Here is a 24485-nt window from a genome sequence, read left to right as displayed (position 1 = left end):
GGGATTCATTTATGAACAGCAACCGCAAGAAAAAAATAACGGCCCTGGCCTTGGCCAGCTTGCTGTCCATCTCACTGGCGGCTTGCGGCTCGGGCGGCAGCGGCAGCGGCTCCGGCAGCGCGGCGGGCGGGGAGAACGGCGGAAACGGAGCCGGCGGCAAAAAAGTAACGATCGAGCTGGCCATTTCCAAAAGCTCGCAGGATTCGGCATTTATCCAACAGGATTTGCTGGACGAATTTGAGCAAAAAACGAACATTCACGTCAACCTGCAGCTGATCCCTGCCGAGCAGACGACGACGGTGCTGCAGACCAAATTGGCCGTCGAGGAAACGCCGGACATTATCCAGTACAACCTGGCGAGCGCCACGACCGACCTCAACCTGGAGCGGAACTTCGAAATTCTCGACAACGAGCCATGGGCCGGCCGGATCGTCAACAAGGACGTGCTGTCTGCCAACGGCCATCTTTACAGTTTCCATGTCAGCCAGGACACGGGCATGCAGGGGGTCGTGTACAACAAGCAGATTTTTGAAGACCTGGGCCTGTCGATTCCGAAAAACTTCGACGAGTTCCTGGCCGTGTGCGAAAAGATCAAGGCAAGCGGAATTACGCCGGTATTTATGCCATACAAGGACAATTGGGCCGCTAACATCTGGCCGGCCGCCGCGTTTGCCGATTTCGCGGCCAAAAACGATCCGACGTTCTTCGACGATCTGAACAGCAACAAGCGGAAATGGTCGGATATTCCGGAATTCCAAACGTTCCTGCAGCAGCAGTACGAAGTGTACAAAAAAGGCTACACCAACGCCGACGTGCTCAGCGACAGCTACGACATGGCGGTCGGCAAATTCCTGAACAAGGAAGTCGCGATGATATTTATGGGCGATTGGCTGATCGAAGGGGTGGCTCAGCAGGACCCTTCCATGCGGCTGGGCGTGTTCCCGATCCCGTCTTCTCAAGACGCCAGCCTCGGCGCAAGCCCGCTCGGCGGCCAGCTGTTCATTCCGAAGAAAGCCCCGCATATGGCGGAAGCGAAGAAGTTCCTGGATTTCATGGCTTCGAAGGAAGTGGCGCAAAAAATTGTCGATTCCAAAGGCTACGTATCCAATCTCAGCGACGTCACGACGCCGGAGCTGCCGGAATACAAGCAGGAAATCGTCGACAATTACATTACGCCAAAGAAAACCGTGCTGACGTCGGACGCTTACATGCTGGTTGACCGCAGCGAGCTGTACAGATTGCTGCAGGACCAATTCGCGGGCGGCTTGACGCCGGAAGAAGTGCTTAAAGCCTGGGATGAAAAATTCAGCCAACTGATGAAAGATAAAGAGGTTCCCGGTTTCTAAGGGACGATGGTGTAAGAAGGCAGCATAAAATCTCCGGATTTTATGCTGCCCCAGGCTATGATGGGGGTGTGAGAACATGAAAACAATGAAAAACCTATACTCGTATTATCTGATTTTACCGGCCATCCTGATTTACTCCGTATTTTTCGTGGTCCCGGCGGTGATAGGGTTTTACTATTCTTTTACCGACTGGCGTCTGGACCGGCTGGATATCCACTTTATCGGCTGGGAAAATTTCAGCAAAATTTTCTCCGACAAAACGCTTACCCTGGCGCTTAAAAATACGGTCATCTTCGCCGTCGTCACCGTCGTCGGCAAAAACGTGATCGGCATTTTGCTTGCCGTCGCTTTAAACATGCGCTTGAAAACGAAAAACCTGCTGCGCGCGCTTTTTTATTCGCCTTCCATCCTCAGCATTCTCGTCATCAGCATCCTGTTTACGCCGATGCTGCGCACCGAAGGCACGATCAATCAGATGTTTGAAGCGATAGGACTGCACTCGCTCAGCCAGGCTTGGCTGACCAATCCGCAGCTCGTCATCTGGACGATCGCCGCCGTGTCGATTTGGCAAAGCGCCGGTTTTCAGATGGCCATTTATTTGGCCGGCCTGCAGTCGATTTCCCAGGAATATTACGAGGCGGCCAGAATCGACGGGGCCAGCTCCTGGAAAAGCTTCTTTAAAATCACGCTGCCGCTCCTGCTGCCGGCGATCAATATCAATCTGATGCTGACGTTGATCGGCGGACTTAAAGTGTTTTCGGAAGTGTACGTCATGACGGGCGGGGGCCCGGGCAACGCCTCGCAGGTCGTCGGCACGATTATTATGCGGGCCTTCGGCGAAGGCAACTGGGGGCTCGGCACCGCGGTCAACACGCTGCTGTTCGTGGCCGTGACGATTATCGCCATTCCGCTGCTGATCTTCATGCGGCGTAAGGAGGTCGCAGAATAATGGGATACACGCGCAGACTCGCCATACGCAACTATATCGTCGAAGGCATCTTGATCCTGGCCTCGCTGCTGATTATATTGCCGCTGCTGATTTTGATCTTCGGTTCGTTTAAGACGAGCGCCGAAGTGCTCAGCTTTTCCCTGAAGCTGCCTGAGAAATGGCAGTTCGCGAACTACGTGCGGGTATTTGAAGAAGGCGGTCTGTCCAGGGCGTTCCTGAACAGCGTCTGGATTACGGGGATCTCGTCCATCATCAACATCGTCGCTTCCTCGGCGGCCTCCTTCATTCTGGCGCGCCGGGAGACGAAAGTCGCGGGTACGATTTACATGTACTTCTTCATGGGGCTGATCGCGCCGATGTCCGTGATCACGACGATCCGGGTCGTGCAGTGGATGGGCTTCTACGGCAGCATCACGAGCGTGATTCTCATTTATGCCGCGCTCAACACGGCGTTCAGCGTCTTCCTGTACAGCGGGTTCATCAAAACGATTCCGAAAGCGCTGGATGAAGTCGCTTTTCTCGAAGGATCGAGCGTATTCGGCGTGTTCTTCCGGATTGTCACGCCATTGATCCTGCCGGTGAACGCGACGGTGGCCATCATGGTGTTTATGTCCGTGTGGAACGATATCACGATTCCGGTGTATTTCCTGACCGACAGTTCCACCTGGACGATGCCTTTATCGATTTACAATTTCTACGGCAAATACAGCCGGGACTGGAACCTGATTTTCGCCAACCTCGTGCTGACTTCGCTGCCGGTATTCATCCTTTATTTATTCGGCCAAAAATACATCGTCAGCGGCCTCACGGCCGGCGCGGTGAAGGGATAAGGATAAGCTTCCTGCCTTTGCCGGATAAAGTGCTAACATCCCCTCTAATATAAAAGCGGCAGGCCAGCAACTTCTGTAGAAGTCCGGCCTGCCGTTTGTTTGTTCTTGTTAAGACGCTAAACTGCCTCTTTTATTTCGCTTGAATGTACCCTTCCGCTTTCAGCAGTTCGGCGATCAGCACGGCGCCGCCCGCCGCGCCGCGCAGCGTGTTGTGCGATAGCCCCACGAATTTATAATCGTACAAGGAGTCTTCGCGCAGGCGGCCCGCCGAAATGCCCATGCCGCGTTCCATGTCGCGATCCAGCTTCGTTTGCGGCCGATTTTCTTCTTCAAAATAGGTAATGAACTGCTTCGGCGCGCTCGGCAATTCGAGCTCCTGCGGCCGGCCTTTGAATTGCCGCCAGCGGGCGAGGACTTCTTCTTTCGACGGTTTGTTCTCGAAGGAGATGAACACCGTAGCCAGATGGCCGTCCGTCACCGGAACGCGGATGCATTGCGACGTAATCAAAGGCGCGTTGGCCTTGACGATTTCCCCGCCTTCGATGCTGCCCCAGATGCGCAGCGGCTCTTGCTCGCTTTTTTCTTCCTCGCCGCCGATGTAAGGAATGACGTTGTCCAGCATTTCCGGCCAATCGGTAAAGTTTTTGCCGGCCCCGGAAATCGCCTGGTACGTGGAGACGACCACTTGGGTCGGCTTGAAGTCCAGCAGCGGATGGATGGCCGGTACGTAGCTCTGGATGGAGCAGTTCGGCTTCACGGCGATAAATCCGGTTTTGGTGCCCAGCCGTTTGCGCTGCGCTTCGATCACCTCGATATGCCCCGGGTTGATTTCCGGGATGACCATCGGAACGTCCGGGGTCCAGCGATGGGCCGAATTGTTGGAAATGACGGGCGTGCCGGTTTTTGCGTACGCTTCTTCCAACGCTTGAATTTCATTCTTTTTCATATCGACCGCGCAAAAAATGAAATCGACCTGATCGGCCACTTCATTCACTTTCGAAGCGTCCTGCACGACGATATTTTTGACGGCTTCCGGAATCGGTGTCGCCATTTTCCACCGGCCTTGCACGGATTCCTCATACGTTTTCCCCGCTGAACTCGCACTGGCCGCGATGGCGGTCACCTCAAACCAAGGATGCTGGTCCAGCAGCAGCACAAACCGCTGGCCGACCATGCCCGTTCCCCCGACAATACCCACTTTCAACTTTTGCGTCATCCGGTATCAACCCTTTCCCCATGTCTTTTTCACATATTGATAAATAACTATTCAACCCGGCTGCGTTGGTGTATGGCCATACGCGCAAAAAAATCCCGCCCCCAAGACGATCCGTCTTAGGGACGAGATTTACGCTCGCGGTACCACCCCAAATTCGCCGAAATGTCGCCATTTCAGCCTCTTCGAGTACGGCATCGCCCCGGGCGACGCTTATACTCTAGCTCTGTAACAGGAGCCCCTGCCACACCACCCCCCGCTGTTCGGGTTCCGATGCGGTGCTCTGAGACTTTCTTCAATAAACAACTCTTTACCCCTTTTCAGCAAGCGGGGCTCTCTGGAAAAGAACTCGTCTATCTACTCTTCTCTTCATCGCATTTCATTATTACGTATTCAATTACGTATTTAAAATCGTAAGTCGCATTTCAATGTTGAAATTATATTATCAAATATTAGCCGGAACGTAAACAGGATTGAACAAATTCCCAGAGCGGCCGCAACCTCATTCTCGAAATCCGCACAAAATAGACGCGCACAGGTGGGCCCGGAACAACCGAGATTAGTGCTTGACAAAATAAATTATGATAGCGTTCGTGTCTTAGTATCCCTGCATGCTGCTTTGCACGATTATCCCTCTTGTTCCGGGGGCGAGGGTAGGGGCTAATCACGGTCCTTTCATTTTTCCCGGTGTCGTACCCCATTCCTCCCGTCAGATCTGCTTCACTTCACCTAAACCTCCTTCTCACAAATCTGTCTAACGATCTCGAACTAATGATCTCGAACATGTTTGCTGCTCCCAAACCTATTTTCTTCTCCTGAACTTCCCCTCCTCTCTGCTTCCGGATCAAATGGGATAATCGTGCAAAGCGTCCGGACAGCGGATATTGATCTGCCGATATTTCTTGCCACGATCGCTTACCGGCCCTCCCTGTCAAACGCTGATTATTAGGTTGAGCCAAAATAAGGGCAAAAAATGTCGCTATTCCAGAGATATCCATCCCTTTGAGAGAAATAGCGGCATTTTATGTCGTAATTTTACCTGGTAGGAAGGAAATTACTGGCGTTCTGGACCGTTCACAGGAAAATAAGTACAAAAAATGCCGCTAATGGTGCTGAACACGTTAGGCTCCGGAAAATAAGCACATAAAGTGCCGCTATTTTGAGGGCCAACGGTCCTCATCATTCCAGCAATTGGCTGGTGGTGGCTGACACTTGATGAGTCTATAGGTTGAGCTAAAAATAAACGCAGCTATTTTCGCATAAAGAAAAATTTAATAATTAAAAAAATGTTCTTGCAAATTAGTGCTTACCACACTACCATACAAGTATGGTAGTTACTCTTTAAAAACTAAGCCCACGCTTACGATGCGAGTTTTGCTCGAAGTTGTTTCATGCGGCATCTCACACAAAACTTTCAGGAGGTGATGAAATGAACGACATGTGGCTCCCGCAGCCGGGATCGGCCGGGAACGCGGTGTACGGCCAATTGAAGGAGCGGATCGTCACGCTGGAACTGCCGCCGGGGACGGCGCTTTCCGAAAAAGAGATGGCCGCGGCTTTCAACGTCAGCCGCACCCCTGTCCGGGAAAGCTTTGTCCGGCTGGCCCAGGAGGAGCTGGTGGTCGTTTTGCCGCAGCGCGGCACGCGCGTGTCGCTGATCGACCCGGAGCTTGTGCTGGAAGCGCGGTTTATGCGGGAACAGCTGGAGCGCGCCGTGATCCGGCTGGCCTGCGAGCAGTTCCCGGAGGAAGGCTTAACCGCGCTCGCGGACAATCTGGCCCGCCAGCAGGACAGCATCCGGCGGCACGACAATCACGCGATGTTCGCACTGGACGAAGAGTTCCACCGTATCCTGTTCAGAGGTTGCCGCAAGCTGGGCACCTGGAACGTCATTCAGCAGATGAACGCCCACCTCAACCGTACCCGCGTCCTTTGGCTGACCACCGATCCGCATTGGGAACATTTATACGACCAGCACAAAGCGATGTACGAGGCGATTCTGGCCCAAAACGCCGGAAGCGCCGACCAATTGATGAAGGAACATCTGAATTTGAGCATAGCCAATTTGCCTGTCCTGCAGGAGAGGTATCCGGATTATTTTAAAAAATAAATGGCGGTGATTACATGCGTATGGTATTTCGCTGGTTCGGCGAAGGCAATGACACGGTTTCGCTGGAACAGATCAAGCAGATTCCCGGCGTGGAAGGCCTTGTTTGGGCGCTCCACGACGTGCCGGCCGGAGACGAATGGCCGATGGAGAAAATCGAGGAAGTCCGCAGGCAGGCCGATCGCTACGGGCTCCATCTCGATGTTGTTGAAAGCGTTAACGTTCACGAAGATATTAAGCTGGGCTTGCCAAGCCGGGACGGGTACATCGAAAATTACAAGCGCACCATTGAAAAATTGGCCAAGGCTGGCGTCAAGGTCATTTGCTACAACTTCATGCCGATTTTCGACTGGCTGCGCACCGATCTGCATAAACCCACCGGAGACGGATCGACGGCGCTGTTTTATGAAAAAGCGAAAATTCATAACATCGACCCGTTTGAGCTGGTGCGGACGATCAACGAGAACAGCGCATTAACGATGCCGGGCTGGGAACCGGAACGGCTGGCGCATTTGACCAAGCTGTTTGAAGCATACCGTAATGTGACTGAAGAGGACCTGTGGAAGCATCTGCAATATTTTCTGGAAGCCATACTTCCGGTTGCAGAACAAAACGGCATCAAAATGGCGATTCACCCGGACGATCCGCCGTGGCCGATTTTCGGTCTGCCGCGCATCATTACGAATCAGCAAAATCTGCGCCGCTTCCTGTCGCTTGTGGACAGCCCGTCGAACGGAATTACGCTGTGCAGCGGTTCGCTTGGGGCCAATCCGGAAAACGATATTATCGCCATGATCCATGAGTTCCAGGAGCGGATTCCGTTTGCCCATATCCGCAACGTGCGCGTGTTTGACAACGGCGATTTCATCGAGACGTCACATCGCACCGCGGATGGCACGGTAGACATTGCCGGGATCGTAAAAGCTTACTTCGATAACGGCTTTAACGGCTATGCCCGGCCGGATCACGGCCGCCACATTTGGGGCGAAGAGTGCCGCCCCGGATACGGGCTTTACGACCGGGCGCTTGGCATCATGTATTTGTGGGGTTTATGGGATGCTTATGTCAAGGCCGAGCAAGCAGCAGAGTCCAAGCAATAAGGAGGAAAATGCGATGAATCCACTACCTTCACACCCTTCGCTGGCGGGCAAAACCGCGGTCATTACCGGCGGAGCCGGGGTGCTCTGCCAAGCGATGGCTCATGAGTTGGCCCGCCAAGGGGTTCGCGTCGCCATTTTGAACCGGACAGCGACGAAAGGCGAGGCCGTCGCCGAGCAAATCCGCCGTGACGGCGGAGAAGCCGCGGCCATCGCCTGCGACGTCACGGACGCGGAGAGCGTCAAGGCCGCCGAAGCCGCCGTACGCGAAAAATACGGTCCTTGCGACATACTCATCAACGGCGCGGGCGGCAACCAGGCCAGTGCCAACACGACAAACGAGACTTTTCGCCCCGAGGATTTGGAGAACCCGGAGGTGACGACCTTTTTTGATCTTAGCCTGGCCGGTGTCCGCGGGGTTCTCGACCTCAACTTCACCGGCGCGCTGATCCCGACGCAGGTTTTTGTCAAGGAAATGATCGGCCGGCCGGGCGCCGTCGTGATCAATATCTCCTCAATGAGCTCGGTGAGCCCAATGACCAAAGTGCCGGCCTACAGCGCGGCCAAAGCGGCGATCAACAACCTGACGCAATGGCTGGCCGTGCATCTGGCCGAATCGGGGATCCGCGTGAACGCGATCGCGCCGGGTTTTTTCCTGACCGAACAAAACAAGAATTTGCTGACGAACCCCGACGGATCGCTGACCGAACGTTCGCATAAAATCATCACGCACACGCCGATGCGCCGGTTTGGCGTTCCCGAGGATCTGCTCGGTACGCTGCTATGGCTGGCGGACGCCGACACCTCCGGCTTCGTGACCGGGACCGTGATCCCCGTGGACGGCGGATTTATGGCTTATTCGGGCGTGTAACGGGAAAACACGGTGTTTTTGCCAAGATTGCCCTGGCCGGGTTAGTATAGTGGTGTGGTGATTTATAGCGACGAAAGGATGGTCTCATGAGGTTCAAAGTTTGTTTGTTGGGTTTGCTTCTGTTTTTTAGCATAGTGCCGGCTGCGCTTGCCGCGGAAAACATTCAACTCGACTTCAATGGACAGCTTGCCGATACACCCGCAAGACCCGTGAACAAAGACGGTTCGGTATACGTACCCATTCGCGTTGTTGAGGAAATCGAAGGCTTAACGATCAGCCGTTGGGACCATGCGTCCAAAACCTTAACGATCGCCCAGCGCGGAACGGATGCAACGCTTACCCTGAAAGTCGGTGAAAAAACGGCCAAGAAGGGAGCGAAAACGATCGGCATGTCTCAACCTGCGCAGGTCATAAATAACAGGGTCATGGTGCCTTTGCGATTTGTTGCGGAAGCATTCGATGCCGACGTTGCCTGGAATCCGGCTACCAAGACGGTTTACGTTGCCAAAACGACAGAGCAGCAGAAAAAAAGCCTGCACAGCGGGGATTTGACCGCCGCACGGCTCGCGGCTTTGAATTTGCCGAAAATATCTTCTTTGCCGGACCTTGATTATTCCGGAGACAGCCTGGGGACCTGGAGCATTTATTTTCCTGAGGGAGATTATAAAAGCTTCTTCAGCATCTCGAATCAAGTCATCAGTTATTACCGGATTACCGATAACGCGGCTAAACTAATCTGGGAGGCGGCCTTGGACGCCAAGCAAGGCAAGGAATCCACTTTTTACGCTAAAGGGATCATTAAAGAACAAGGAACTCGCCCGGAAATAAAAACAAATTTAATCTTTTACGATATCTCCACGCACGCCGGGCAAGCGCAATACGGCCGCATCCATACGGATGGAACGGTGGAACAGCTTGGCACCAAAGAGATGAACAATTTGGATGCTCTGTTTCCTATTGAAGAAGAGAACACGGGAGTTTCGCCTCTGCGCTTAGAGGGAACAAACGAGGCAAAATGACGGGACATCGGGCATGAATAGAGGGTTGGGTTGGTTCCAGGAGACTTTTTCTTGTAACCAGCCCGTTTTTTTCTTCAAGTCAAATACCTTGATCTATAACTGTTCTACCTCTTGTCGATATGTTTGTACTCCCCTTCGGGTTTTCTTTTATTAGATACCCCTTCAACGACCGAATGAGTAAATTGTAAAACTTCCCCGTCCCTAACTCTATAATAATACGACGCCTCAGGCTCGTCTTTGAATATAACCATTGTTTTAAATAAAGGGGCCTTCCCAACTTTTGTTCTGATGAACTTAATATCTTCATTAAACTTACAGTTTTGCGTACCCACTATACTTCCTCCCAAAACAAAAAAGCAGGTAAATGGGCAAGAAATAACATAGATAATGTTGATGGCTATCTATTCAATATATGGTTATCCAATACGCAATATAATTATTGTTCAAAATTCGTTTGGCAAGCTTTTTTTTACGGAACAAATAAGGATATTCTTGGAGAAGATATAGACGACAATACCATAAGATATATACTTCCATCGGAAATTAAAGCCTCTGACGAATTAGGAAGCTATACATCTTTTTATCCTAATTAATTAAAGACCCATTGAGGATATATAATAAATGTTTGACATGTCACTTTTGTAAACAAAAAAGGACTCTACCCTCAAACCACGAATAAATTTAGTAACCTAGCTAACAGATTTAACTGGAGGAGAGGTCCTGACATGTCAAGTCACGAAGTGATTTCTCGGATTGCCGTCCGGGAGAAGGCCGTCGCTTTTACGTTTGATGATGGCCCCAACCCGGAATTTACGCCGCAGATTCTCGACATTTTTCGAGAAGCGGGGGCCAAGGCCACCTTTTTTATGATCGGCACACAAATGGAAAAAAGCCTTGGCACCGCGCAGGCCGTGCATGAGCAGGGCCATGAGATCGGAAATCATACTTACACGCACCCTGCTATGCCTGAAGTCAGTCCCGATGAATGCCGCCGGGAACTGGCGCAAACGGAGGAACTGATCGTGCGGGTGACCGGTTCGAAACCACGCGTGTTTCGGCCACCGTACTTCGCTACCAACGCCGAAGTGGCCGCGATGGCGGCCGGCGAATTCGGCTACCACTCCATCGGGGCGGTAAACGGCGCAGCTACCGACTGGGAGATGCCCGGGGTGCGGCACATCGTCGATAAAACGCGGGAAGCGTTGACGCCGGGCAGCGTGCTGCTGTTCCATGACGGCTTCGATGACCGCTCACAAACGGTAGAGGCTGTACGGATTCTCGTCTCTGAACTGACGCGTAAAGGATACCGGCTTGTTACGGTGAGTGAACTGCTTGAAATGAGCGAGGACGCTTATTAGGGGAGCCGCGAGCCAGCCGACGGAACAGGGGCCAGGGGGGCAGGGCCCACGCAAGGGCCTCCCTCTTTCTCATATTGGAAAAATCCAATAGATTGACGGAAACCGAACGCTATTGGGAGCACTCATTGGAAATATCCAACAGAATTCGCTTAAACCTCCCGTTATGCGCCCTTCCGAGCCGAATCTATTGGAAATATCCAATCATGCTGCTGTACTTGGCGCTTACTCACCATTCTATTGGATAATTCCAATCAGAACGTTATGTTGCCCCACGGCCGCAGTAACCTGCCACCCGACTATATCGGCATATAGCCTATGTCGGCACCGCTCGCACTTTACGCCCTCAAAACGCAAAAGGTACAAAAGACGCAAAGGCAAGAGAACCGAACCATAGCTGCGGTTCTCTTGCCTTTTGCGCTTAATTCCATAAATATACGTTATCTACATATACCGAGGTTTGGCCCGAGGAGTTGTCGGCGTCGATAAATTGAACGCCGTATTCTTTGATATTGGACTTATCGACACCCGACAGATCCAGGTTTAAATCCAAAGTTCCGCCGGCGCTGATCGTCCGCCAGCCGCTGTCTTTCCACGTGTAGTTGTCACCGTGCTTCACATACAGCTTGACCCCGAGTCCGGAGCCATAGTTCCCCCAACTCGCCCCCCTTCACCGTAGCCCTTAGCAGTGAATGGCCCGAGAAATCAAAATTGCCGCTCTTATACATATAGTGCTGGCTTCCGTTCGACATCGCAATGTCGACCTGCAAAGATTTCGAGCCTTTGGCGCTCCAGGCCGTGGTGGACCAAGGTCCGCCGGCAATATTGCCTCCGCTCCATCCGTCGGTGCCCGTTTCAAAGTCGGCATAAGCTCCGTCGGAACCGCCCCCAGGGCCACCAGGGTTGCCAGGGTTGCCCCCGCCTCCATCAAGATACTGCCGGAGCCATTGCAGCGCCGGGCGTTCGGTGCCCGAACCGGTGATCAATTGCGTGCCCTCATGCCAGGTCTGGCCCTCAAGATAGCCCCACAGTGTGATCCCTTGTACTGCGGAATGCTCCCAAAGCACCGGGAATTTTTGTTGGTATCGGGCCAACTGCGTACTGTCGTCGCCGGTCATGTCCAGCTCCGAAACATAAATCGGCAATCCGGTAGCAGCCAGCGTGTTCAACACCGAATTCATCGTATTCACCGACACCGTATCCATATTAAAATAATGGCACTGGATGCCGATCCCGTCGATCAGGCCTCTCGCTTTCAGCAGATTGATAATCTTTACATAATTGGCCGCCGCATTCGGATCGCTGATGATCCCGTATTCATTGATCAGCAGCTTGGAGTTGGGAAAAGCTTGTCGGGCTTGTTCAAAAGACCAAATGACCCAATCCCAGCCCGTAGCTCCGTCTCCCCCGATCGCATTCCGATAGGAAGGTTTGGCGTGCAGCGGTTCATTAACGACATCGACGAATTGCGCGCCTCCATACCGCTGCCCCGCCGCCTGAATCCACTGCGTAACTTCCGCCCTCTGCTCCGCGGCCGACAGACCGCTGATCCAGCCGGGCTCTTGGCTGCCCCAAACCAACGTATGGAATTTGAACGGCATGTTGTTGCTTCGGGCATAGTTGTAAGCCGTATCGGCCGCGCTCCAGTTCATGCTGTTTCTTGTTCCTTCAACCGCTCCCCATTTTGTCGAATTTTCCGGTGTTATCTGATTCCAGTAGGTTGAAAAGTTGGAGGGAACACTGTTTGCTATGATATTGCCCAAAAACTTGCTTCCGCCCGCCAATCCGGCCCTGGCTTCCCCGCTGAGCGCGGTCGATAGCACGGAGCCCAGCAGCACAAAAGCGGCAAGCCCCATCATGAACCTTGATTTAAACATCATAATTCCTCCTTGATTATTTTTACTCGAAATCTTTACCTGGGACGACGCGCGGTATTGGATCTGTTATCGGAACCAATCACCTCCTTTAATCTAAATATGCAATCGCTTACATTTCCATATTATAATTGTTTAGTAATATCTGGAATTACCCAAATTAAAGCTTTTACCTTGAAAAGTTTAGATATTTGTTTATGCGGATTCAATCCTGTCACCCAACAAATAGGGAAATTTGTGGAAAATAGTCGAAAAGACTTATTGTTAGATTACATTTATTTACTATATAGTTAATTCAAGGACGCCGCTTAGAAATAATTCCACTCTCATTTCCCCAGAGTTGAGGTAAGACGCCCTGTAAATTTTTAGACGAGGGGGTGTGCCATGAACGGATTATACTTTCGAACTGGGCCGCTTTTTGTTGACCGGACTAGCCTTTTTTAGCGTGAATACCAAAGCCTCGCTTACGAACCCTGCCGTTACTGCCGTTATTTTTCCAACCCTGGTTTTTTCGCAAGTTTTCACCTGTTTGTTTGTGATTTACAAAATTTCCGTAAAGGAGCTGTTTGTATGAAAAAATCGAAATTAGGTTCATACGGAACAATGGTTACGCTTACATTTTGCCTTGCGTTGGGCGGATCGCTAACTTGGGGGTTGCCGTCCTCACTGGCGGTAAACGACGAATTTGGCGCGACCGGGATCGAAGAGCTTACTGCGCCGGCGACCCAGGATTTTGCTGCTGACGAGCGCGAAGAGCCCGTAACAGCGGCGGCGGAAGCCATTTATGTCTCCCCCAACGGCTCAAGCGGCAATCCGGGCACAATCGCTAGTCCAACCACGCTGGCTGCAGCCATTGCCAAAGTTTCACCCGGCGGCACGATATACTTGCGCGGAGGCACCTACAACTTTTCCGCTCCGGTAACCATCGAACGGAACAACAGCGGCAGCGCGGGCCAATACAAAACGATCGCCCCGTACGGGAGCGAAAAACCGGTCTTGGATTTCTATGCGCAAGCCTTCGCCTCCGACCAACGCGGACTGCAAATTTTCGGGCACTACTGGCATGTCAAAGGGCTGGAAGTGCGGGGAGCGGGGGATAACGGGATTTTCATCGGCGGAAATTACAACATCATCGAAAACGTGGAAACCCATCATAACCGCGATTCCGGACTGCAGATCAGCCGCTATTCCTCCTCTATGACGAATATCGCCGATTGGCCAAGCTACAACCAGATCATCCGGGTGTACTCCCATGACAATTTCGACCCCGACAACGGCGAAGACGCGGACGGCTTTGCCGCCAAGCTGACGATCGGCCCGGGCAACGTATTCGACAGCTGCATCGCCGCCTGGAACACCGACGACGGCTGGGATCTGTACACCAAGTCCGAAACGGGAGCGATCGGAGCGGTTACGATCAAAAACAGCATCGCCTACAAAAACGGCCAAACCTCGGACGGCAATTCGACATCGGACAGCGACGGCAACGGCTTTAAGCTGGGCGGGGACAAAATTGCCGTCAATCATATCGTGCAGAACAGCGTCGCTTTCCAAAACAAGAAACACGGCTTCACCTACAACAGCAACCCGGGCTCCATCGCCATGACCAATAATACCTCCTGGAGCAACGGGCAAAGCAATTTCGCCTTCGACAAAGGCACGCACGTGTTCACGAACAACCTGTCGTACTCCGGGGGATCCAGCGACAAAACGAGCGGAACCGACGTCGACAGCAGCAACGTCTGGTGGAAAAACAAAAAAAGCACCAACGCCAAAGGGCTGGTGGCCAGCGATGCGGATTTCGTCTCCCTGACCCCGTCCGTCACCAGAAACGCCGACGGTTCTTTCAGTCTCGGGAACTTTTTGAAGCTTGCCGCCGGCAGCGACCTGATCGGATCAGGAACGCCCAGCGGCACGAATATCGGCGCGACAATGCCGTAATTCATGGCAAGCACTGTGTGACAAGCGCCGTGTAGCAATCGTCATGTGGCACGCGCATGTGGCACGCGCATGTGGCACGCGGCGCCGTGCCAACTTTCAATTTCAGTGAAAGGAAGCCGTCTAACGGAGTCCCTTAAGTAAATGCGACTCGGTTTATGCACACCCAAATAGCCGGATGCGGTAAACGATGGCATCCGGCTATTTTTGCGTCAGCCGCTACGGATGGATCTGGCCGACGTCCATGCAGATCGCCAGCGTATCGACGTTATGCGCCAGCAGATCCCAGCGGACGGGCGACCCCGTTCCCATGGCAGCGGCTGCCGGTAACGCAGGCAAAGGAAGCGGCCGCGCCGCGGTGCGTCAGCGGAACGCCGGCGGTTGATTTCCTCCTGCGGCAGCGCATGGTGCCCCGGCGCTTTGCCGCAGGAGATCAGCTCCGCCCCTTGGCCTGCATACCGGAGCTGCTCCTCGTTTACCAGCCGGTCGCACAGGATAACCTCCGCCTCCCGCAGCCGCTTCAACGCTTTGACCGTGATCAGCTCCGGAACCCCCAGCCCCGCGCCAACGATGCTTCCCCTACCGGCGGGGCCTGTCATAGGCTGTTCCCTGCTCCGGCCGGATTGGCCGGCACCCCGCGGCGTTCAGGCTCGTCCGGCGCATTTGCTCCAGAGGATGCCAGCGCCGACGGAGCCGTAGAGACCGCCGAACGCTCCGGGCCCGCCATAGCCGCCCGCGCATTGTCTTCCACGGCCAAGCCTTTTCCTTTCTGCGACACGTACAGCAGCAGTCCCGTAAACACGACGCCGCCAAGGAAGTTGCCGATCAGCACAGGAATCTGGTTCCATACCCACCAGTCGGCAAAGCTGACGTTCGCACCCAGCATCATCCCCGCCGGAATGATAAACATGTTCACGACGGCATGCTCAAACCCCTGCGCGAAAAAGATCAGGATCGGCAGCCACATCGCCGCGATTTTTCCCGCCGTCGAACGCGAAGTCATCCCCATCACCACGCCCAGGGTGACCATCCAGTTGCACAGCACCGCTTTGATGGTGACGAGGGCAAGCCCGCTGCCGCCCATATGCTTGTAGGCGACCGTTTTGGCCTCACTGGTTTGAATGATCGTCTGGATCAGCGGATGGCTGAAATCCGCGCCCATTTTCGTAATCGTCAGTCCATAAAGGATCGCATACACCGCGCAGCCGATCAGATGCCCGAGGATCACCCAGCCGAAATTGGCCAGCATCCGGGATAGCGGCACTTTTCGCTCCAGCACAGCCAAAGGGATCAAAGCAAAGCTGCCGGTCACCAGCTCAAGTCCAAGCAGTACAATGATGACAAAGCCGACGGGAAAAATCAGCGCCCCGACAATGCCAAGCGACGTTTGCTGCGTGGCCGTAAAAGCCAGCGTCGTGGCGAAGGCGAGAATCGACCCGCCCAAAAATCCTTTCGCCAGCATCTGCAGGATGCCCAGGCGGGCTTTGTTCTCTCCCGTTTCAATCATCGCAGTTAGCACTTCACCGGGTTTTACGTAGTCCATGGTGCGTCTCTCCTTCTACAGCGAAATATAGATAGCTCCGTCCTTTTCATCGATTTCGGTTTCGTAAACGGTCACTTGGCCATGATCCGGCTCACGCACTTGTCCGCTGTTTAAATCGATCTTCCAGTCATGCAGGGGACAATGCACGGCCGCGCCGCACACCATCCCTTCCGACAGCCGCCCAGCCTTGTGCGGGCAGCGGTTTTCGAGCGCCCGCACCGTGCCGTCGCTGAGCCGGAAAATCGCCACTTCTCTATCCCCGATCGTTACCGTCCGCGCCCCCAGCCGGTCGATCTCGTCCAGTCGGGCAACCTGTATTTTTGTCAGCATGGTGATTTCTCCCCTTATCAGTTAGTTCTGCAGCTGTGCGCTTTGCAGCGGTTCAAAGTTTTTGCGCAGCTCTTCGTTGTTTAAGATTTCCTTCCACGGATCGGTCGTGCCGCTGAGCGTCTCCTCGATGCGCGCGGCCAGCGCTTTGCGCTCCCCGGCGTTCTCCAGCACCGCTTTGATCGCGTCCAGCCCGACGCGCTCCACCCACTGGGCGGTGCGTTCGTTCCAGCTCGCCTGCTCACGGTAGTATTGGAGGAAAGCGGCCGTCCACTCCATCACTTCGTCCTCCGTCTTCACCGTGCAGAGCAGCTCCGCCGCCCGCACCTTCACGCCGCCGTTGCCGCCGATATAAAGCTCCCAGCCGCCGTCGATGGCGACGACGCCAAGGTCTTTGATCGTCGCTTCCGCGCAGTTGCGGGGGCATCCGGATACGGCCAGCTTCACCTTGCCCGGCGTATTCAAGCGTTCGAACGCTTTTTCCATGCGGATCCCCATCGCGATCGAGTCCTGCGTGCCGAAGCGGCAGAAGGTCGAGCCGACGCAGGTTTTCACCGTGCGCAGCGCCTTTCCGTAAGCATGGCCGGAAGCCATATCGAGCTCCTCCCAGATCTTTGGCAGGTCTTCCTTCTTGACGCCAAGGAGGTCGAGCCGCTGTCCGCCGGTGAATTTCACCATCGGCACGTTGTATTTCTCCGCCACGGCCGCGATCCGCTTAAGATCGGCCGGGGAAGTCACGCCGCCGTAAATCCGGGGCACGACGGAAAAAGTTCCGTCCTTTTGAATATTCGCGTGGTAGCGTTCGTTGACGAACCGGGATTCTTTTTCATCGACGTATTCCGCAGGCCAGAGCATCCCTAAATAGTAATTCAGCGCCGGCCGGCATTTGGAGCAGCCTTCCGGCTCTTTCCATTCCAGCACGTTCATGACTTCTTTGACGCTCTTCAGGCCCATCGTTTTGATGCTTTCGACGATTTCGTCGCGGGAAAGCGGTGTGCAGCCGCAGATGCCTTCCTTGGCCGGCTCGCCGATGTCGCCTTCGGCGTATAAGTGCAGCAGCCCTTCGACGAGCGGCTTGCAGCCGCCGCAGGAGCCCGACGCCTTGGTGCAGGCTTTGATCTCGCCGACGCTGGTGCAGCCGTTTTTCACCGCGTCGACGATCGTTCCTTTGGATACGCCGTTGCAGCCGCAAATGATCTCGTCGTCCGCCATCGCGGCGAGCCTGGCGTTCGGGGAGGCCCCGGAAGACTGCCCCGGCGCATAGCCGAGCAGCAGCTCCTTTTCCTTTCCGGCCACCGACTCCCCGCTTTTGATTTTGGCGAACAGCGAGGCGCCGTCCGTCGTGTCCCCGAACAGCACCGCGCCGACGATCCGGTCGTCCTGCAGGACGATTTTGCGGTAGATGCCTTCCAGTTCATCCTGGACGCGTAGTGAACGCGTTCCCGGAGCATCGTGAAAATAACCGGCGGAAAAAACGTCCACGCCCGACACCTTCAGCTTGGTCGAGGTGACGGACCCTTCGTAGCCGGCCGTCTCCACGCCGGAGAGCCGCTTGGCCAGGACGCTGCCCTGCTCGTACAGCGGGGCCACCAGGCCGTAAGCGATGCCGCGGTGCTCGGCGCATTCGCCGACCGCGTACACGCCGGGGGCGCTCGTTTCCAAATAATCGTTAACGACGATGCCCCGCTTCACCTCCAGCCCGGCCGACTTGGCCAGCTCCACGTTCGGCTTGATGCCGACGGCCATCACGACCAGGTCGGCTTCCAGCCGGCTGCCGTCGGCAAATTCCAGGCCTTCGGCCCGGCGATGGCCGTAAATGCTCGCCGTCTGCTTCTGCAGCAGAAACTTCATCCCCTGCGCCTCCAGCTCGCGCTGCAGCATCCGCGCGGCCGGCTCGTCAAGCTGCCGTTCCATTAAGAAGGGATTGATATGCACGACGGATACGTCCATCCCCAGATTCAGCAGCCCCCGCGCCGCTTCCAGGCCAAGCAGCCCGCCGCCGATCACCGCTGCCTTCTTATATTTTTTGGAGGCTTCAATCATCAGCTCGCAGTCTTTAATGTCGCGGAAGCCGATCACGCCTTCTTTTTGCGCGCCCGGGAGCGGAAGCATAAACGGGTCGGAGCCCGTCGCCAAAATCAGCGCATCATATTCCGCCTGGACGCCGGACGCCGAGCTGACCCGTTTGTTCGCCGTATCAAGCTTGGTCACCGCGTCGCCGAGATGCAGCTTGATGTTGTTTTCCGCGTACCAATCGAGGTCGTTAATGATGATTTCTTTCATATCGGCTCCCCCGGCGAGCACCGAGGACAGCATGATCCGATTGTAGTTCGGATACGGCTCGGCGCCGAACACCGTAATTTCATAAGCCTCCGGGGCCAGCTTCAGCACATGCTCGATCGTGCGCATCCCCGCCATCCCGCCTCCGACGAGCACCATTTTTTTCTTGTGGTTCATCTCCACTCTCCCCTTTCGCGTAATCGCCCTAAAAAACAGAAAAAGCCCGCTTCGCCCATAGAAAAACACACGCTTTTCTTACGGATTGCGAAGACAGGCTCCATTGCCGCTTCCATTCATTCGGATACCCCATTGTATCCGACGTTTCAATATTGAATTGAATAAAATTTAAAAATGTGATTGATTGACATTTACTATATAAAAGCTTTGTGGCAATGTCAATAATTATTACATAAAATTTAATAAATAATTTTTTAATGTCAGCTTTTTTAACATTTATATTGATTTTTTGGAGAAAAGACGAGAAAATACATGTATCATTTTCACGCCTCGTTTCCATGTCAGTTTTCTTTCCGTTGCAAACGGCTCTCCATCGCCTTGCTCCTTGCTTGCTGCGGGCGTTCTTGCGCCTTCTTAATAAGTACATGTTCAAAAAGGACGGTTTTCAGCGCCGAAGCATATGCTAGGGCCCGGCTGAATTCAAGATTCGATGCCGAGGTACTTCTTGAATTCACTTCGTGATAAGAAAAACGTCAATCGACGTATATTCAAAGAAAACGGATCGCGATTAGCGATAGTTTTTCTTGCGATATAAGGGAGCTGATTCTTAGTAGTCAACTCTTTCTTATATCTTCAAAAGCGGCCTTTTTTGAACTACCTCAATAAGTTTGAAAAGATCGTCATGGATAGGAGGGAGTGCCTCTCGATGCGCTTTTTATTGGTCATACGCGATACTTCTTATACCGATGCCGGGCCGGGGGCGCCGGACGTGATTCCGCCTCTCCCCGATCCCGAGGCAAAGCTGAAAACGAGCGGTTATCTCGTCCTCGCCTCCAGACAGGAAGCGCAAATCCGCAAGCGGATCAGAGAGGTCGACGCCGCCGTTCTCGATATGCCGATCGATACGGTCCGGCGCTGGGGCGGGTTATTGCTGGAATGGAAGCCCCTGCCGCTATTGTGGTGGTGCAGCGCGGAAGCCGCCGCCGCTTCCCTGGAAGCTTGCGAAACCGACGTTCCGATCGACGGCATCCTGACTCCCTCGATGTCCGCGCAGGAGCTGCACTGGGCGTTGCAAATCGGCGCCAAGCATTTTTTTGAGCGCCAGGCGTGGATGGATGAACGCGCTCAACTGGTCTCGCGCCTGGAAGAACGCAAATGGATCGACATGGCCAAAGGCATTTTATGCGACGTGAACAAGGTGTCCGAAGCCGAAGCCTACGACATGCTGCGCAAGCGGGCGATGAATGAACGAAAACGGATGGTCGATGTGGCGACTTCGGTCGTTAGGGCGCACCAGCAATTAAAATTTTGAGCCGGTCTTACTCGGGCCAGTCATATAAGGGAAAAAAGCGGCGCTGATTCAGCGAGATTACCCATTTTTAAGGAAATAAAGGAATTTTATGTCGTTATTTTCTTGGAGCGAGGGAAAGTGACGCTTGGGGGATCATTGATCGTGAAATAAGACCATTCAATTCCGCTAATGATGATGAACAGGCTTAGTTCCTGAAAATAAGACCATAGAGTTCCGTTATTTTTAAAGAAACGCACCTTGGCAGCACAGGCTTCGGTGCCGAAAAACTGGTTTTTAAACGGAATTCTCTAGAAAAGGAGGGGCTGCTGATGTTGATGACGAATATTCTGAAGGAAGTGGGCCGGGGAAAAAGAGGCGCCCGAGATTTAACCTATGAGGAGGCGCTGGCCGCTGCGGAACTGATCGTGAACGGTGAAGCGACTTCGGCGCAAATCGGCGCGTTTTTTATGGCGCAGCGTATCAAGCTGGAAAGCGTGGATGAGCTAAAAGCGTTCGTGACCGTGTTTCGCCGCCATGCGCACAGGTCGGAGGTACCGGGCGGCCTTGACTGCGCCGGCCCTTACGACGGGAGAACCAATTCCTTTATGGCCACTTTCGCTACGTCCTTCCTGCTGGCCGCATGCGAGCTGCCGGTGACGCTGCACGGGACCAAATCGCTGCCCCCTAAATGGGGCGTCACGCTGCCGGACTTGCTGGGTGAAATGGGCATTCATGCCGAAAAGATGGAACCGCCCGCCGCGGCCCAACCAGCCGGCGCTGCCCGCTCAGGAGGTGCGGCCGAGGCGGCCGGAGTCCGACCTGCCGGTGCGGCTGAGGTAGCCGGAGTCCGACCAGGCGGCGCTGTCACGGCGGCCGGGGTCCGGTTTGTTCCTGCGGAAGTCTGGTGCCCGCCGCTGGCCCGTTTGCGGCCGATCCGCGAAGAACTTGGGCTGCGGTCGATCCTCAATACGATCGAAAAACTGCTCGATTTCAGCCAATCTCCTTGTCTGGTTTATGGTGTATACCACAACACCGTATTTGACCGGATAGCCCAGCTCATTCAGGAGCTCGACTACCGCCGGGCGCTTATCGTCCAGGGGACGCAAGGATCGGAAGACCTGTTTATCGACCGGCCGACCCGGACATACGTTGTGGACCAGGGATCAGCCAAGCTGCGCGTGATCGACCCGGAAACGTTCGGGCTGGATACGCCGCTCCCGGAGACGAACACACCATGGTCGGCGCAGCAGCAGTTGCGCGTCACGGAAGCCGTGCTGCGCGGCGAAGCCCATCCCGCTTTCGTCAACCAAGTGCTGCTGAACGGAGCCGTGCGCCTGGAGTTGGCCGAGCGGGTCAGTTCCGTCGAGGAGGGCGTCTACACCTGCAAAGCGCTGCTCGACAGCGGCGCAGCCTGGGACGCCTACTGCCTCTGGCAGGAGGCGATGCGGCTGACGCAAACGGCCGCCGCCGAACGCGAGCAAATCTCCCGCAAAGCCTGAATCCCCCGGCTTAAGGCTTTTTTTCCATTTCCTCGGGATCGAGCCTCCCGGCGCTGACGCTGGCAACTCCTTCCCCCGGGGAATTACTCGCCTTCTTTCTTCCACTCCTCCCCCTTGCTCACCCTAAATCGGGACAGTCGCTCCACCGGGCAGCGGGCGTAATTGACCCGCCCATTATTTTTCACCAAAATATCAGGCTGTGGCGCGGAAGCGGGTATGTCCAGAGGCTGGCGGGTACGTCCGGCGACAGCGACATATCGAGCGGCAGCGGTCGCTATTTGCCCCCGGATGAGGCAATTTGAGCTGATTTGAAGGGAATAAGGCCAACTGAGTCCGTTACAATTTTTACTTCTCCATTTTGGGACAAGTAGGGTTTCTCAGGTCCGTTAGCGAAAAAAGCACTCCATCCCCCCAACTGATCGAAGCCCAGGGGAATGAAGTGCTTGTGAATGGAATGCTTGTGCGTAAAATGCTTGCGAGTAAATCGTCTTTCTGGAGCAGCCGCGTTTTTCAATACGCCCCGCGGATATGTTCGGTTGTGCAAACTATGCGGCTTATCCTAACGCTACCCCCGCCACGCGGTCGAACGCCGGTTTCGAGCGGTGCCGCTCATCGAACAGGAACGGCCAGTTTTTCCGCCCTCGGACCGGAAAATCGTCCAGCCACGTATAATCGTCCGCCGCTCCCCAGAAGGTGACTCCGCTGATGACGCCTCGATACTCCTTCAGCAGCCGGAAAACGGCTTCGTACCGTTCGGCCTGGCTCTCCAGCATCCCCGGTTCGGGCGCGGTCAAATCACTCCGTCTGTCGTCGAAACGGAAGACGGACATGTCCAGCTCCGTGAGCTGCAGCTGCAGCCCGAGCGACGCGTACTTCTCGATCGCTGCCCGGATCTCGTCCAGTGACGGATCGAACAGGTTCCAGTGCGCCTGCAGCCCGATTCCATGGATCGGCGCGCCTCGTTCCAGCAGCGATTTCGCCAGCGCATAAATTTTATCGCGCTTAAGCGGATGGGATTCATTATAGTCGTTATAAAACAGCACGGCGTCCGGATCCGCTTCATGGGCAAACGCAAACGCTTTGACGATAAAATCCAAGTCCGCTCCGGCAATTTCCGTCCACTTTGAGGCGCGCAGCAAGTCCCCGCCCTCGTCGGCAACCGCCTCATTGACCACGTCCCAGGCGTAAATGTCGTTTTTATACCGGCCCACGACCGTATGAATATGCTCGCGCATCCGCTCCAGCAGCACCGCTTTGCTTACGGGGCCTCCCCCGCTGTCTTGGAACAGCCAATCGCCCGTTTGGTTATGCCAAACGAGCGTGTGCCCGCGCATCGCCATCCCGTGCTTGCGGGCGAACTCCGCCAGCCGGTCGGCCTCCTCAAACGTATAGGTCCCTTCTTCCGGATGCAGGCTGGCGAACTTCATCTCGTTCTCCGCGGTAATGCTGTTAAAGTGACGGGCCAGAAGCAGTTCCTGCGTACCGATCATAAGCGGATTTACGGCAGCCCCGACCTTGAAATCAGCCGCGAACAGCTCCTTAAGCGCCGGCTCTACATGTTCCCGCATCGTTTCCTTTCCCTCCCTACGATTTACGTCTTTTTTCGACTGTGGAGATAGATGCTTTTTTTCCGCAAAACTATTCTAACGGATGCCACAACCGCTATTTGCCCCAGCAACGGCGATTTCAAAGGGCATTTTTCGCAAAATAGCGGCTGCTGCAACCGTTAGATTACCAAGGAAAACCCGCAGCCTTCACACGCTAAACAACCTATGCAAGCGGCCCATGCAAACGCGCATGCTTATCCCCTACTCCTTGACGCTCCCCACGTTCAGCCCCACGACGAAATATTTTTGCATAAACGGGTACACCAGCAGGATCGGCACGGAAGCCACGATCGTCACTGCGGCCCTAATCGACAGCGGCGTTACCATCGCGGCCGCAGTCTCCTGGGTCATCCCGGCCCCCGCGGCCACGGCCGGATTGCTGTTCGCGTTCATGCTTGAAGACAGCAGCTTCATCAGCTCGTATTGCAGAGTGCTCAGTTCCTGCCGCGAGGAAGTGTACAGAAACGCGTCAAACCACGAGTTCCAGGCGCCGACGGCGACGAACAGGGCAATCGTGGCCAGCACGGGCTTGCACAGCGGGAAAATGATCCGCCAGAAGATTTTGAACTCCCCAGCCCCGTCGATTCTGGCCGACTCGATCAGGCTTTCCGGAATTGTGCCGATGTAGGTGCGGATAACGATCAGGTTAAAAGCGCTGACCATCGAAGGAACGACGTACACCCAAAACGTGTTAATCAGGTGCAGGTCCTTCATCAGAAAGTAGCCAGGAATCAAACCGGCGTTGAAATACATCGTCAATACGAAAATAAACGTAATCGGCTTGCGGAACACGTATTCCCGCCGGCTTAACGTATAGGCCAGCATCGTCGTCAGGAAAATGTTCAGCAGAGTGGACAACACCGTGCGCGCCACCGAAATCCAAAAGGCGTCGTAAATCGTCCCCGACACGAAGACGGCCTTATAATTTTGCAGCGTAAATTGCCTCGGCCACAGGTAGATCCCGCCCCGGATCGTATCGTTACCCGCGTTCAGCGACACGGCGATCGTATTCAGGAACGGATACAGCGTGACGACAACGAGAAAAATCATGAACAGCGTATTGAAGGTATGAAAAAGAACGGGCTCAACGCGGCCTGTCCCCAGACGCCGGTTCACGGCCGCAGCGGGAACCCGCTGCGGACTTGCCGTTTGGTTTGCCATG

General features: G+C 54.6%; 20 protein-coding genes, 1 pseudogene and 1 other annotated feature. Of the genes and pseudogenes, 11 read left to right on the top strand and 10 right to left on the bottom strand.

The annotated features are described in order from the left end of the window. Positions 1–11: 11 nt before the first annotated feature. The 3 genes from NYE74_RS05915 to NYE74_RS05905 all read left to right on the top strand — a co-directional run bounded on the left by NYE74_RS05915 (position 12) and on the right by NYE74_RS05905 (position 3125). The gene (locus NYE74_RS05915) at positions 12–1346 is read left to right on the top strand and encodes an ABC transporter substrate-binding protein (RefSeq protein ID WP_036627372.1); all 1335 of its coding nucleotides are present in this window, start codon (positions 12–14) and stop codon (positions 1344–1346) included. Positions 1347–1422: 76 nt separating this feature from the next. Continuing rightward, positions 1423–2295: a carbohydrate ABC transporter permease gene (locus NYE74_RS05910; RefSeq protein WP_036619060.1), complete on the top strand. Its 873-nt coding sequence runs from the start codon at positions 1423–1425 to the stop codon at positions 2293–2295. Further along, positions 2295–3125 carry a carbohydrate ABC transporter permease gene (locus NYE74_RS05905; RefSeq protein WP_036619059.1) on the top strand — a complete coding sequence of 277 codons (831 nt, stop codon included), beginning with the start codon at positions 2295–2297 and terminating at the stop codon, positions 3123–3125. Before NYE74_RS05910 ends, NYE74_RS05905 begins: the two co-directional genes overlap by 1 nt. Before the next feature lie 130 nt (positions 3126–3255). Here NYE74_RS05905 and asd read toward each other — a convergent pair whose 3' ends face one another. Beyond that, complete coding sequence (gene asd, locus NYE74_RS05900) at positions 3256–4341, bottom strand: aspartate-semialdehyde dehydrogenase (protein ID WP_124332410.1); 1086 nt, start codon at positions 4339–4341, stop codon at positions 3256–3258. Positions 4342–4456: 115 nt separating this feature from the next. After that, positions 4457–4720: a binding site (T-box leader), on the bottom strand. Positions 4721–5767: 1047 nt separating this feature from the next. On the opposite strand from asd, the gene NYE74_RS05895 reads away from it, so the two are divergent. The 5 genes from NYE74_RS05895 to NYE74_RS05875 all read left to right on the top strand — a co-directional run bounded on the left by NYE74_RS05895 (position 5768) and on the right by NYE74_RS05875 (position 10790). Continuing rightward, a complete protein-coding gene (locus NYE74_RS05895) occupies positions 5768–6448 on the top strand; it encodes a GntR family transcriptional regulator (protein WP_036619058.1) in 681 nt (226 codons plus the stop codon). Positions 6449–6462: 14 nt separating this feature from the next. After that, positions 6463–7545, top strand: a complete 1083-nt coding sequence (gene uxuA / locus NYE74_RS05890) for a mannonate dehydratase (RefSeq protein ID WP_036619057.1) — start codon at positions 6463–6465, stop codon at positions 7543–7545. 13 nt (positions 7546–7558) lie between these two features. Beyond that, positions 7559–8413, top strand: a complete 855-nt coding sequence (locus tag NYE74_RS05885) for an SDR family oxidoreductase (protein ID WP_036619056.1) — start codon at positions 7559–7561, stop codon at positions 8411–8413. A gap of 86 nt (positions 8414–8499) precedes the next feature. After that, on the top strand, positions 8500–9432 hold the full coding sequence (locus NYE74_RS05880; RefSeq protein ID WP_036619055.1) for a copper amine oxidase N-terminal domain-containing protein: 933 nt from the start codon (positions 8500–8502) through the stop codon (positions 9430–9432). A gap of 725 nt (positions 9433–10157) precedes the next feature. Further along, the gene (locus NYE74_RS05875) at positions 10158–10790 is read left to right on the top strand and encodes a polysaccharide deacetylase family protein (protein ID WP_036619054.1); all 633 of its coding nucleotides are present in this window, start codon (positions 10158–10160) and stop codon (positions 10788–10790) included. Between the two features lie 418 nt (positions 10791–11208). Here NYE74_RS05875 and NYE74_RS05870 read toward each other — a convergent pair whose 3' ends face one another. The 3 genes and pseudogenes from NYE74_RS05870 to NYE74_RS05860 form a co-directional block, all read right to left on the bottom strand. Further along, complete coding sequence (locus NYE74_RS05870) at positions 11209–11406, bottom strand: hypothetical protein (protein ID WP_341004633.1); 198 nt, start codon at positions 11404–11406, stop codon at positions 11209–11211. Beyond that, on the bottom strand, positions 11393–11740 hold the full coding sequence (locus NYE74_RS05865) for a hypothetical protein (protein WP_341005301.1): 348 nt from the start codon (positions 11738–11740) through the stop codon (positions 11393–11395). The genes NYE74_RS05870 and NYE74_RS05865 overlap by 14 nt, the downstream gene beginning before the upstream one ends. Continuing rightward, positions 11717–12643, bottom strand: a pseudogene (locus NYE74_RS05860) (endo-1,4-beta-xylanase); the annotation flags it as partial. The gene NYE74_RS05865 and the pseudogene NYE74_RS05860, both read right to left, overlap by 24 nt. A gap of 588 nt (positions 12644–13231) precedes the next feature. Here NYE74_RS05860 and NYE74_RS05855 point away from each other — a divergent pair. Beyond that, positions 13232–14602 carry a right-handed parallel beta-helix repeat-containing protein gene (locus NYE74_RS05855; RefSeq protein ID WP_341004632.1) on the top strand — a complete coding sequence of 457 codons (1371 nt, stop codon included), beginning with the start codon at positions 13232–13234 and terminating at the stop codon, positions 14600–14602. A gap of 209 nt (positions 14603–14811) precedes the next feature. Here NYE74_RS05855 and NYE74_RS05850 read toward each other — a convergent pair whose 3' ends face one another. Genes NYE74_RS05850 through nirB form a run of 4 tightly spaced genes read right to left on the bottom strand, consistent with a single transcriptional unit; the run spans position 14812 to position 18926 of the window. Next, positions 14812–15198, bottom strand: coding sequence for an SAM-dependent methyltransferase (locus NYE74_RS05850; RefSeq protein WP_051985206.1), 387 nt, complete (start codon positions 15196–15198; stop codon positions 14812–14814). Then, on the bottom strand, positions 15195–16142 hold the full coding sequence (locus NYE74_RS05845) for a formate/nitrite transporter family protein (protein ID WP_082207628.1): 948 nt from the start codon (positions 16140–16142) through the stop codon (positions 15195–15197). The genes NYE74_RS05850 and NYE74_RS05845 overlap by 4 nt, the downstream gene beginning before the upstream one ends. A gap of 15 nt (positions 16143–16157) precedes the next feature. After that, positions 16158–16472 (bottom strand): nitrite reductase small subunit NirD, encoded by a 315-nt coding sequence (nirD, locus tag NYE74_RS05840; protein ID WP_051985205.1) that lies wholly within the window; start codon positions 16470–16472, stop codon positions 16158–16160. Positions 16473–16493: 21 nt separating this feature from the next. Continuing rightward, positions 16494–18926: a nitrite reductase large subunit NirB gene (nirB, locus tag NYE74_RS05835; RefSeq protein WP_036619053.1), complete on the bottom strand. Its 2433-nt coding sequence runs from the start codon at positions 18924–18926 to the stop codon at positions 16494–16496. Between the two features lie 706 nt (positions 18927–19632). Here nirB and NYE74_RS05830 point away from each other — a divergent pair. Both NYE74_RS05830 and NYE74_RS05825 read left to right on the top strand, forming a co-directional pair. Further along, positions 19633–20238 carry an ANTAR domain-containing response regulator gene (locus NYE74_RS05830; RefSeq protein WP_341004630.1) on the top strand — a complete coding sequence of 202 codons (606 nt, stop codon included), beginning with the start codon at positions 19633–19635 and terminating at the stop codon, positions 20236–20238. A 308-nt stretch (positions 20239–20546) separates the two neighbouring features. Further along, a complete protein-coding gene (locus NYE74_RS05825; protein WP_124332407.1) occupies positions 20547–21716 on the top strand; it encodes an anthranilate phosphoribosyltransferase in 1170 nt (389 codons plus the stop codon). Between the two features lie 554 nt (positions 21717–22270). Here the strand turns inward: NYE74_RS05825 and NYE74_RS05820 are convergent. Then, positions 22271–23284 (bottom strand): endo-1,4-beta-xylanase, encoded by a 1014-nt coding sequence (locus NYE74_RS05820; RefSeq protein ID WP_341004629.1) that lies wholly within the window; start codon positions 23282–23284, stop codon positions 22271–22273. 240 nt (positions 23285–23524) lie between these two features. Then, the gene (locus NYE74_RS05815; RefSeq protein WP_051985204.1) at positions 23525–24484 is read right to left on the bottom strand and encodes a carbohydrate ABC transporter permease; all 960 of its coding nucleotides are present in this window, start codon (positions 24482–24484) and stop codon (positions 23525–23527) included. Position 24485 lies beyond the last annotated feature (1 nt).

This window comes from Paenibacillus sp. FSL P4-0127 (assembly GCF_038007325.1).
Lineage (GTDB): Bacteria > Bacillota > Bacilli > Paenibacillales > Paenibacillaceae > Fontibacillus > Fontibacillus macerans.
Note: the sequence above shows the minus strand (reverse complement) of the source record. Positions and strands in the feature narration are given on the sequence as shown.

Excerpts from the sequence above, each read along its gene's own strand:
- NYE74_RS05880 (WP_036619055.1), top strand. The coding sequence starts at position 8,500 with ATGAGGTTCAAAGTTTGTTTGTTGGGTTTGCTTCTGTTTTTTAGCATA.
- NYE74_RS05855 (WP_341004632.1), top strand. The coding sequence starts at position 13,232 with ATGAAAAAATCGAAATTAGGTTCATACGGAACAATGGTTACGCTTACA.
- nirB (WP_036619053.1), bottom strand. The coding sequence starts at position 18,926 with ATGAACCACAAGAAAAAAATGGTGCTCGTCGGAGGCGGGATGGCGGGG.
- NYE74_RS05825 (WP_124332407.1), top strand. The coding sequence starts at position 20,547 with ATGTTGATGACGAATATTCTGAAGGAAGTGGGCCGGGGAAAAAGAGGC.
- NYE74_RS05905 (WP_036619059.1), top strand. The coding sequence starts at position 2,295 with ATGGGATACACGCGCAGACTCGCCATACGCAACTATATCGTCGAAGGC.
- NYE74_RS05850 (WP_051985206.1), bottom strand. The coding sequence starts at position 15,198 with ATGACAGGCCCCGCCGGTAGGGGAAGCATCGTTGGCGCGGGGCTGGGG.
- NYE74_RS05895 (WP_036619058.1), top strand. The coding sequence starts at position 5,768 with ATGAACGACATGTGGCTCCCGCAGCCGGGATCGGCCGGGAACGCGGTG.
- NYE74_RS05910 (WP_036619060.1), top strand. The coding sequence starts at position 1,423 with ATGAAAACAATGAAAAACCTATACTCGTATTATCTGATTTTACCGGCC.
- uxuA (WP_036619057.1), top strand. The coding sequence starts at position 6,463 with ATGCGTATGGTATTTCGCTGGTTCGGCGAAGGCAATGACACGGTTTCG.
- NYE74_RS05820 (WP_341004629.1), bottom strand. The coding sequence starts at position 23,284 with ATGCGGGAACATGTAGAGCCGGCGCTTAAGGAGCTGTTCGCGGCTGAT.
- NYE74_RS05885 (WP_036619056.1), top strand. The coding sequence starts at position 7,559 with ATGAATCCACTACCTTCACACCCTTCGCTGGCGGGCAAAACCGCGGTC.
- NYE74_RS05845 (WP_082207628.1), bottom strand. The coding sequence starts at position 16,142 with ATGGACTACGTAAAACCCGGTGAAGTGCTAACTGCGATGATTGAAACG.
- NYE74_RS05915 (WP_036627372.1), top strand. The coding sequence starts at position 12 with ATGAACAGCAACCGCAAGAAAAAAATAACGGCCCTGGCCTTGGCCAGC.
- nirD (WP_051985205.1), bottom strand. The coding sequence starts at position 16,472 with ATGCTGACAAAAATACAGGTTGCCCGACTGGACGAGATCGACCGGCTG.
- NYE74_RS05815 (WP_051985204.1), bottom strand. The coding sequence starts at position 24,484 with ATGGCAAACCAAACGGCAAGTCCGCAGCGGGTTCCCGCTGCGGCCGTG.
- asd (WP_124332410.1), bottom strand. The coding sequence starts at position 4,341 with ATGACGCAAAAGTTGAAAGTGGGTATTGTCGGGGGAACGGGCATGGTC.
- NYE74_RS05875 (WP_036619054.1), top strand. The coding sequence starts at position 10,158 with ATGTCAAGTCACGAAGTGATTTCTCGGATTGCCGTCCGGGAGAAGGCC.
- NYE74_RS05830 (WP_341004630.1), top strand. The coding sequence starts at position 19,633 with ATGCGCTTTTTATTGGTCATACGCGATACTTCTTATACCGATGCCGGG.